This window comes from Streptomyces sp. NPDC005752, from assembly GCF_040630715.1.
GTDB lineage: Bacteria > Actinomycetota > Actinomycetes > Streptomycetales > Streptomycetaceae > Streptomyces.
On record NZ_JBEXYB010000008.1, the window covers coordinates 210,979 to 220,835 of the forward strand.

8 protein-coding genes are annotated in these 9,857 nt (G+C 70.6%); 2 read left to right on the plus strand and 6 right to left on the minus strand.

What is annotated here, in order from left to right; translation table 11 throughout:
* Positions 1 to 203: 203 nt before the first annotated feature.
* On the plus strand, positions 204 to 1,550 hold the full coding sequence (locus ABZ441_RS09685) for a peptidoglycan DD-metalloendopeptidase family protein (RefSeq protein WP_358970192.1): 1,347 nt from the start codon (positions 204 to 206) through the stop codon (positions 1,548 to 1,550).
* Here the strand turns inward: ABZ441_RS09685 and ABZ441_RS09690 are convergent.
* The 6 genes from ABZ441_RS09690 to ABZ441_RS09715 form a co-directional block, all read right to left on the minus strand.
* Positions 1,520 to 2,704: a DMT family transporter gene (locus ABZ441_RS09690; protein ID WP_358970194.1), complete on the minus strand. Its 1,185-nt coding sequence runs from the start codon at positions 2,702 to 2,704 to the stop codon at positions 1,520 to 1,522. The two genes, ABZ441_RS09685 and ABZ441_RS09690, sit on opposite strands and share 31 nt — an antisense overlap.
* A gap of 233 nt (positions 2,705 to 2,937) precedes the next feature.
* Positions 2,938 to 3,393 carry an ATP-binding protein gene (locus ABZ441_RS09695; RefSeq protein WP_358970196.1) on the minus strand — a complete coding sequence of 152 codons (456 nt, stop codon included), beginning with the start codon at positions 3,391 to 3,393 and terminating at the stop codon, positions 2,938 to 2,940.
* A gap of 98 nt (positions 3,394 to 3,491) precedes the next feature.
* Positions 3,492 to 3,935, minus strand: a complete 444-nt coding sequence (locus tag ABZ441_RS09700) for a response regulator (RefSeq protein WP_358970198.1) — start codon at positions 3,933 to 3,935, stop codon at positions 3,492 to 3,494.
* The gene (locus ABZ441_RS09705; RefSeq protein WP_358970200.1) at positions 3,932 to 5,557 is read right to left on the minus strand and encodes an ATP-binding protein; all 1,626 of its coding nucleotides are present in this window, start codon (positions 5,555 to 5,557) and stop codon (positions 3,932 to 3,934) included. Before ABZ441_RS09705 ends, ABZ441_RS09700 begins: the two co-directional genes overlap by 4 nt.
* Positions 5,554 to 6,780 (minus strand): fused response regulator/phosphatase, encoded by a 1,227-nt coding sequence (locus ABZ441_RS09710; protein ID WP_358970235.1) that lies wholly within the window; start codon positions 6,778 to 6,780, stop codon positions 5,554 to 5,556. The genes ABZ441_RS09705 and ABZ441_RS09710 overlap by 4 nt, the downstream gene beginning before the upstream one ends.
* Before the next feature lie 144 nt (positions 6,781 to 6,924).
* A complete protein-coding gene (locus ABZ441_RS09715; protein WP_358970202.1) occupies positions 6,925 to 7,821 on the minus strand; it encodes an RNA polymerase sigma factor SigF in 897 nt (298 codons plus the stop codon).
* Positions 7,822 to 8,212: 391 nt separating this feature from the next.
* Here ABZ441_RS09715 and ABZ441_RS09720 point away from each other — a divergent pair, with 391 nt between their 5' ends.
* Positions 8,213 to 9,703 (plus strand): SDR family NAD(P)-dependent oxidoreductase, encoded by a 1,491-nt coding sequence (locus ABZ441_RS09720; protein WP_358970203.1) that lies wholly within the window; start codon positions 8,213 to 8,215, stop codon positions 9,701 to 9,703.
* The last annotated feature ends 154 nt before the right edge of the window (positions 9,704 to 9,857 follow it).

Below are 9,857 nucleotides of genomic sequence, written 5' to 3' on the forward strand. Positions count from 1 at the left end.
TTAGACAGGAGGGGAGCAGACGGGATGGAGCGCTCTCCCGGAGAGCACGACGAGGTCCGGCCGAGGGCCCGCGGGGCTCGCCCCCCGGGGTGGTGCGCCGGGTGCACGGGTGGCGCGTGCTGACTGTTCACTTGTCATCACCCTTTGTGTGCACATAAGTTGGCCGCTTGCGACGTGTCCTACAGCAGTGGGGGAGCCCGATCATGGCCGCGACCGGACGGCACCGCAGATACCAGCCCAGCCGTATCAACCGTGCTTCGCTCACGGTGACGGTGGGAGGCGCCGGCATCGCGCTCCCGCTTCTCACGGCTGCCTCGGCAGGTGCTGCCACGACCGATGTGTGGGAGAAGGTCGCCGCCTGCGAGTCGACCGGCGACTGGCACGTCAACACGGGCAACGGCCACTACGGGGGACTGCAGTTCACCCGGTCGACCTGGGCGGCCTACGGAGGTACGGCGTTCGCCGCGCGGGCCGATCTCGCGACCAAGGACCAGCAGGTGGCCGTCGCCGAGAAGGTGCTCGACGGGCAGGGACCGGGAGCCTGGCCGACGTGTTCCGTGCGGGCAGGCCTGAAGCAGGGCGGCGGCACACCCGGCCTCGCCCCGCAGTCGAAGCGTCAGGTGGCCGCCGACGCCCGTCAGGACGAGGCGGGGGAGTCCGGAGATTCGGAGAGGACCACCCGTGGTGCCGTGGCGTCCAAGGCATCACCCACCGCTGTGCCCGGCCCGCGTGATTCGTACACCGTCGCGCGCGGCGACTCCCTCTCCGGCATCGCGTCCGCCGAGCGGGTCGAGGGCGGCTGGGAGCGGCTGTACTCGGCCAACCGCACCGTGGTCGGTGCCGACCCCGACCTCATCCTCCCGGGACAGCGGCTGACCCTCGACGTGGCCGCCGCGCCCCGCACGGCCCCCAGGCAGAAGGCCCAGCCCGAGGGAGCCACCCCGAAGGTTCAGGAGAAGGCCGAGTCACAGAGCGCCGCGCCCGAGGCCAAGGAGAAGGCGGACCCCGCGCCCGCCGCACCCAGGGCCGAGGAGAAGGCGACCCCCGCGCCCGCCGCACCCAGGGCCAAGGAGAAGCCCGCGCCCGCCGCTCGCGAACAGGCGGCGAAGCCCGCCGCCAAGCCCGAGAAGAAGGCGTCCAAGCCGCGTTCCGGTTTCACCGCTCCCGTGTCGGCCCGCACCGGGACTCCGTACCATCAGGCCGGTTCATGGTCCAGCGGCTACCACACGGGCGTCGACTTCCCGGTCCCCACCGGCACCTCGGTGAAGGCCGTGGCGTCCGGGAAGGTCGTCTCCGCCGGCTGGGCGGGCGCCTACGGCTACGAGATAGTCGTCCGGCACGGCGACGGCAGGTACAGCCAGTACGCCCACCTCTCCTCGCTCCACGTGCGCGCGGGTCAGCAGGTCGGCAGCGGTCAGCGCATCGCACGCTCGGGTTCCACCGGCAACAGCACCGGCCCGCATCTCCACTTCGAGATCCGAACCGGTCCCGGGTACGGGTCCGACATCGACCCGCTGGCCTACCTCAGGGCCGGCGGCGCCAGCGTCTGAACGCTTCCCGCCGGGCCCTCTAAGTCACCCCGGCGGGCCGAGTCGGCAGCGGGCCGTCCGGCGCCGAACTCCACGCGCCCGCCGCCGTGGTCCAACGGCAGGGTCAGTGGGAGGGAGAGCGCCGTGGGCGCCGGAAAAGGGTCCGGCAGCACCGCCGCCCCCTGAGGGACGGCGGGCTTGGCCGGTTCGGGCAGCACGACCGTGCGAGGCACCGGCACCCCCGCGCCCTCGGCCGGGACGTCGGCGTGCCCCTCCCGCGTACCCTTCCCGGCCCCCGCTCCTTCCGCCGTCCGTCGCCCGGCTACCGGCCCCTCCTCACCGCGCCGCTCCGCACCCACCCGCTCCGTGGTCAGCAGCACCAGGCCGGCCGCCGCCAGCGCCCCGCAGCCGAGTGCGAGCAGGGTGCCCGTCAGGCCGTAGCGGAACTGCTCCCCGAACATGGTGATGCCCACGGCTGCGGCCACGACGGGGTTGACCACGGTGACCGTCGCCAGCGGCGCCGTCAGCCCTGCGCCCCGGTACGCCGCCTGGGAGAGCAGCAGCCCCGACGCCGCGAGCCCGGCGATGACCAGAAGGGTCGGCAGACCGGAGGTCACCGAGCCGGAGGTCCACTCCACGGCCACCGTCTTCGTGAACACCGACGCCATGCCGAAGGCGACGCCGGCGCCGGTGGCCAGCACCACGCTGCGCAGCATCGGCCGGTGCAGTCCCCGGGCGAGGACCATCAGCAGCGCTACGGCGCCGAAGGTCCCGGCCGCGAGCACCAGCTGCTCCGGCCCGGCCAGCGTGTGCGATCCGGCGCTCCCGGTGAGGGCCAGCAGCCCGGCCAGTCCGACCGTGGCCATCAGGGCGCCACGCCACGCGGTCCGCCCCGCCCTGCGGCGGACGAAGATCGCCGCCATCGGCAGCGCGAAGACGATCGTCAGGGCCCCAAGAGGCTGCACGAGGCTGAGCGGCCCGTAGGCGAGCGCCACGACGTGAAGCACGGCTCCCACACCGTTGAGTGCCACGGCGACCCACCAGGCGCCGTTGCGCAGCGGTGCGTACGGGCGGCTGTCACCGGCCGCGGCCACGCGCTCCTGCACGATCGCACCGGCCGCGTAGGCGACCGCGGAGACCAGGGACAGCAGCACGGAAAACGCGAGGGAACTCATGTACACCACGATGTCCCGTCAAAGCCGCCGCGTCGTCGTCCTTGAGGCGGCGATTCGGCGTACTGCTCCAGTAGTACGTCCAGCACTCCTGGGTCCTCCTCTCGACGGTAGTCCTCCTGGCCCGAAGGCTCAGAAGTTCGTCGCGGAGGTCACCCGGTGCTGTTCTCCCGCTGCGCGGGGTTTCCGGAACGCCGTCGAACCGGAAGTGTGCCGGGGACGGGCCCAGGAGTCGATCAGGTGCTGAGCATGAACTCGGCGCGGATGCGCTTTCCGACGGGCACCCGCTCGGCCGTGACCCGGTCGCACAGGGCGACCACGATCTCCATGCCGTGACCGCCGAGGCGTGCGGGGTCCGGTGAGTACAGCACCGGGAGCGCCGTGCTGCTGTCGTACACCGTGACACTGATGCGCCGGGCGTCGCCCTCCAGCTCCAGGAGGTACGGACCGTGGCTGTAGCGGTCGGCATTGGTGACGAGCTCGCTGACCGCCAGCATCAGGTCGCTGCGGGTGTGCTCCCCGAGGACCGCGAGCCACTCCGCCACCAACCGCGCGAGGAAGCGGTCGGCGAGCGCCCGGGCCTGCGCGATGCACCCCGGCTCGCCGTCGAAAACCTCGGCGGTGAGCAGAACCTCCGTGGACGGGGGCCCCCGCAGGGGGCCGTCCGACCGTGAGGTGGCCTGTTCGTTCATGTGCTCCAGCCAAAGCGCCGCAGGGGAGGTCTCAGACCTTTTCTCGCCGTTCGTCTACCCGCGTCGAGAGATCCCACTCCGGGGGATCCCTCCAGATCTTACGCACGCGGAGGCAACCGGACCACGCTGACGAAGAAGTCGTCGATCTGGCGCACCGCCCCGATGAACTGCTCCAGGTCGACCGGCTTGGTGACGTAGGCGTTGGCGTGGAGCTTGTAGCTCCGGAGGATGTCCTCCTCGGCCGACGAGGTGGTGAGCACCACCACCGGGATCAGCGCCATGTCGGGGTCGGTCTTGATCCGCTCGAGCACCTGCCTGCCGTCGTACCTCGGCAGATTCAGGTCGAGGAGTACCAGGTCGGGGCGCGGCGCATCGGCGTACTCACCCTGGCGGTACAGGAAGTCCAGCGCCTCCTGTCCGTCGCGCACCACATGGAGGGTGTTGCGGATCTTGTTGTCCTCGAACGCCTCACGGGTCATCAGTTCGTCGCCGGGGTCGTCCTCGACGAGCAGGACCTCGATGGGCTTGACGTCGTCGTTCACTGGGTGTCTCCCGACCGGGGGGTGGGTGGGGCGGGGGCGAGCAGCTCCGCCGTGGTGTGCGTGGGTGCCTCAGGAAGTACGGGCAGGGTGAAGTGGATCAGTGTGCCCTCGGCCGGTTCCGGGTCCAGCCAGATCCGGCCACCGTGGAACTCGATGATCTTGCGGCAGAGGGAGAGCCCGATGCCGGTTCCCTCGTACTCGTCGCGGGCGTGCAGACGCTGGAAGATGACGAACACCTTGTCGGCGAACTCCGGCGCGATCCCGATGCCGTTGTCGGCGACCGTCAGATGCCAGACGTCGTCCTCCCGGACACACCCGACGGTGATCCGGCACGGCACGTCGGCGCGGCGGAACTTGACGGCGTTCCCGATGAGGTTCTGCCACACCATGGTGAGCGACGTCGAGTCGCCGAGGAGCTCCGGCAGCGGTTCCTCGCGTGCGACGACGGCCCCGGCGTCCTCGACGGCCAGCGTGAGGTTGGAAAGGGCCCTGTCCAGTGCCACGTCGAGGTCGACCGGCTTCCAGCTCTGCTGCACCCGGCCCACCCGGGAGAAGGTGAGCAGGTCGTTGATCAGTACCTGCATCCGCTTGGCGCCGTCGACCGCGAAGTCGATGTACTGCCGGCCGCGGTCGTCCAGCACCGAGCCGTACCGCTTCTCCAGCAGTTGGCAGAAGGAAGCGACCTTCCGCAGCGGTTCCTGGAGGTCGTGCGAAGCCACGTAGGCGAACTGCTCGAGTTCGGAATTGGACCGCCGCAGCTCCGTGGTCTGCTCGGCCAGCAGCGTCTCCCGGTCCTGGGACTCGGCCAGCTCCGCCACCAGGCGCCGGCGCATGTCCTCGGCCGCCGCCGCCACCGCTCTGACGTCCGAGGGGCCGCGGACCTCGATCTTTCCTGTGAAGGCACCCGACCGCACCTTGTCCGACGCCGCTCTCAGAGCGTCCAGCGGCCGGCCCACCATGCGGTGCAGCAGCAGACTGAGGGACACGACCGCCAGCACGAAGCCTGCCACCAGGGCGATGAGCACCCGGTCCCGAGTGGTGCGCGCGTCATCCAGCTGGGCGCGTGCGTCGTCCCGGGCGTCGTCCAGATGACGCTGCTCGACGGTGTACAGAGCGCGCAGCGTGTCGAACTCCGACTTGCTCCGCAGGATCGGAGCGGATGACGCACGGGTGGGTCCGTTCGCCCGCACCGCGGCGATCAGCGGCTCCGCCTGCAGGGTCCGCCACTCCCGCGCGGCATTCTCGATCCGGTCCAGGTCGTCGGCGTACGGCTGCTCGTTCCCGACCAGCGCACGCACCCGGGCCAGCCGCTCCCGCTCTGCCCGCATGCCCGACTCGTAGGGTTCGAGGAACGAGGCGTCACCGGTGAGCGCGAAGCCCCGTACACCGGTCTCCTGGTCCAGGAGCGAGTTCTGCAACTGGAACGAGGCGGAGCGGGCGGGCTGAATCCGGTCCACCAGGTCCGTGGTCCGGTCGGAGATGCGGGACAGGACGAGCCCGCCCACGACGAGGCACCCGCAGACCACCAGGACGAAGCCGGCCAGGATCAGATGGACCCAGTTCTGCACCGACAGCCGGGCTATCCGTCCGGGCCGCTCGGAGGTCGTACGCGTCGTGCTCATGAGTCGGCCTTCCAGCCCAGATGGAGAACGGCGACGTCGTCGGCCAGACCGCCATAAGGAGAGGCGCTCTCGGTGGCCTCGGCGATCAGCGCGTCGACGAACGCGCGCGGCTCCAAGGCGCCGTGCCTGCCTGCCATGGCCAGCAGGCCGTCCTCGCCGAGCCGGGACTTGGGCCCCGTACGCCCCTCGAACAGACCGTCGGTGAACAGGATGAGCTCACTGCCCGGCAGGAGCTCCAGCTCAGTGATCGACCAGCGGCCGGCGCCGGGCAGGAGACCGAGGGCCATGCCCGCGTCAGGCTCGACCCAGCTGACGTCCGTGCCGCGCCGCAGCAGCAGTCCGGGGTGCCCGGCCCGTGCGATGAACACCTTGTCCCTGCCGGGCGGGAAGACGAGCGTGGTCAGCGTGGCGAACACATGGGGATCGGACCGCTCGGCGACGAGTATGCCCTCCAGGAGGCTGATCTTCTCGCGCTGCGAGACACCGGTCAGTACGGCCGTGCGCCAGGCGACCCGCAGGCATACGCCGAGGGCGGCCTCCGCCGCACCGTGCCCGGACACATCGCCGATCACCGCGTGCACCGCACCGTCGGCGGTCTGCACCACATCGTAGAAGTCGCCGCTCAGCAGCCCGTGGGCACGTCCGGCCTCGTAGCGTGCGGCCACCTGGAAGCCGTCGTCCAGCAGCAGCGGGATCGGCAGTAGAGCGCGCTCCAGGCGGGCGTTCTCCTGGGCGATCAGCCGACTGGTCCGCATCGCGGCGGCCGACCGCTCGGCGTGCTTGCGCTGCAGGGCGTAGCGGACCGCGCGGCCCAGTACCTCGGGATCGATCCGGCCCTTGACGAGGTAGTCCTGGGCGCCCTGCGCCACCGCGGACAGCCCGGTCTCCGACTCGTCCAGCCCCGTCAGGACGATGACCGCCGCGTCGGGGGCGGACTCGACCAGCTGACGGACGGCGTCGAGACCGTTCACATCGGGCAGATGCAGGTCCAGCAGGACACAGACGGGTGTGTGGCGGCCCAGCAGGAACCGCCGTGCCTCGGCGAGCGTCTTGCACCACGTGAGAGGGGCGTCCAGCTCGCTGTCGGTGAGCATCTCCTCGACCAGCAGGGCGTCCCCGGAGTCGTCCTCGACCAGGAGCAGGACCGCGTCCACGTCCCAGACGGACGTGTCGGTGGCGGTCGTCACGCTCTGCTGCCCGGGAATCCCGTTGAGTTCCTGCACGCGCGCAGAGGTGTCCAACGGCGACTCGGCCACACTCCACCCCTTCCGACGGACGGCTCACCCATGGCCGTATCGGCAGGAAGCATATGTGACGGAGGCCCGGCACCAGGCCGGGCCTCCGCTGATCCGTGTGTACGCCGCTGATCAGGCCTCGACGCTCATGCCCGCGCGCAGACGCTGGACGATCCTGCTCAGCAGGCGCGACACGTGCATCTGGGAGACGCCGAGCTCCGCGCCGATCTGCGCCTGCGTCATCTCCTGCCCGAAGCGCATGTTGACGATCTTCCGCTCCCGCTCGTCGAGCTGGCGCAGCAGAGGGGCCAGTGCGTGCAGGTTCTCGACGCTCTCCATCCCCGGGTCGTCCTCGCCCAGGAGGTCGGCGTAGGCGCGCTGGTCGCTGCCCGACTCACTGTCGGCGTTCGGGGTGTCCAGCGAGCCGGCGGAGTAGCCGTTGGCGGCGACCAGGCCCTCGATGATCTCCTCCTCGGGGAGGTCGAGGTGCGCCGCGAGCTCGGCGACCGTCGGGTCGCGGTCGAGCTTCGCCGACAGCTGTTCCTTGGCCTTGGCCAGCTCGACCCGCAGCTCCTGCAGCCGCCTCGGCACGTGCACGGACCAGGTCGTGTCGCGGAAGAAGCGCTTGATCTCGCCGACGATGTAGGGCACCGCGAAGGTGGCGAACTCGACCTCGCGCGAGAGGTCGAACCGGTCGATCGCCTTGATGAGGCCGATCGTCCCCACCTGGATGATGTCCTCGGTGTCGTCACCGCCCCGGTTGCGGAACCGCGAGGCGGCGAAGCGCACCAGGGAGAGGTTCATCTCGATGAGGGTGTTCCGCGCGTACTGGTGCTCGCGCGTGCCCTCCTCGAGGACCTGGAGCCGGTCGAAGAAGAGCTTCGACATGGCCCGGGCGTCCTGAGGGGCCACCTTGCCGGCGTCCTCGATCCAGGGAAGCGCAGCCGTGTCGGAAACCGCTTCCGCCTCGCTGCACCGCGTGGCCGCCGTGTCGATCGCTTCGGTGGTTCGCGCTGACATGGCCGTCATGATGTCGCCCTCCCTGGTGTCCACTGCAGTGACGAGCGCATTCCCGGGAATCCGGAAGTAATGCCACCGGATGCCGAAGTTTTTTGTGGAGATCCCAGAGAGGGCCGGATGGGCACCGTCGGTCATGACGCTCGGTGTTCGCCCGAGGGCTTTCCGTGATCGGGGTCGCGCCTCCGGCGTTGCTCCCGCTGGTACGACCGCGGGCGCGTAGCGGCTTCCCCCGGGCGGGCGGGAGCCGGGGGCGGCAGCCGAACGGAGCAGCGCGCGACTCGTGGCAGACTTGACCGGGGCATTCCGCCCGTGCGCGCCTGCCCTCGCCGGCTCCCGGCCGGATCACTCCCCACTTCGAAGCCCGGCAGCGGCATGAGTGACGAGTGACAGAGGAACGGCAATGACGGTGACAGAGGACAGCCAGGAGTTCGCTCCCGGTATCGACGAGTTCGGTCCCGGTATCGACCCGGAGCGGCTGGCCGTCTGCCTGAGTGTGCTCGACGAGCTCGACACCATCGAGGTCGACCACCCGGACGCCGTCGCCGTGCGGCGGGCGACCGCCGGTATCTACCGCACCGTGAAGCAGCGTCGCCGTCAGGAGCGGCGCGCCGCCAAGACCGCGCACGACAAGGCCGTCACCGAGGCCACGGCGACCGGTTCCGCCGAGCGCATCGACGACGAGACGCAGGGCGTCCTCCCGTCCTCCTCGGCAACCGCCGAGATCGCGGGGGTACTGCAGCGCCCCAGGTCCTGCTACATCTGCAAGACCAGGTACGTGGAGGTGGACGCCTTCTACCACCAGCTCTGCCAGCAGTGCGCCAAGGAGAACCGCAGCCGGCGCGACGCGCGCACCGACCTCACGGGACGCAGGGCTCTGCTCACCGGCGGCCGCGCCAAGATCGGCATGTACATCGCGTTGAGGCTGCTGCGTGACGGTGCGCACACCACCATCACCACACGCTTCCCCAGCGACGCCATCCGCCGCTTCAAGGCGATGCCGGACAGCGACGACTGGATCCACCGCCTGAAGATCGTGGGCATCGACCTGCGTGACCCCGCCCAGGTCGTCGCGCTCGCCGACTCGGTCGCCGCCGAGGGTCCGCTGGACATCCTGATCAACAACGCCGCGCAGACCGTCCGCCGCTCTCCGGAGGCCTACGGCGAACTGCTCGCCGCGGAGTCGGCCCCGCTGCCCGCGGGCGAGCTGCCCTCCGCCCAGGTGATCGGCACGTTCGGCAGCGGCACCGTCGACCGCGTCGCGGCGTTGCCGGCCGCCCGCAAGGAGGGCGAAGGCCTCAGCGCGCAGGACGTCACGGATCTCGCGCTGGTGACCGGCTCCGCCTCACCTGCCCGCATCGCCGCGGGTACCGCGATCGACGCCGGCGGTCTGGTCCCCGACCTCCACGACACGAACAGCTGGATCCAGACCGTCGAGGAGGTCGAACCGATCGAGCTCCTCGAGGTCCAGCTCTGCAACTCGACGGCGCCCTTCATTCTGATCAGTCGCCTCCGCCCGGCGATGGCCAGGGCCGCGGCGGACCGCGCCTACGTGGTGAACGTCTCCGCTATGGAGGGGGTCTTCGGTCGTGGCTACAAGGGCGCGGGACACCCGCACACCAACATGGCCAAGGCCGCGCTGAACATGCTGACCCGCACCAGCGCCCAGGAGATGTTCGAGAAGGACCGCATCCTCATGACGGCCGTCGACACCGGCTGGATCACGGACGAGCGGCCTCACCCCGACAAGATCCGCCTCGCCGAGGAGGGTTTTCACGCCCCGCTCGACCTCGTGGACGGGGCCGCCCGGGTCTACGACCCGATCGTGCGCGGTGAACAGGGCGAGGAACTGTACGGCTGCTTCCTGAAGGACTACGCCCCCGCCGGCTGGTGAGCCCAGGCCGGCTTCGCACCTTGAGTCACCTCCCTCGCTCCCGCCCCCTGCGGTGACAGGTCGCACGGCGGCGGACCCCGTGCTCACGGGGTCCGGTGGTCCTGGTCGCGACGTCGCAGGGGACCGGGTTCGCTCTTCTGCGGGGACTGCTGGC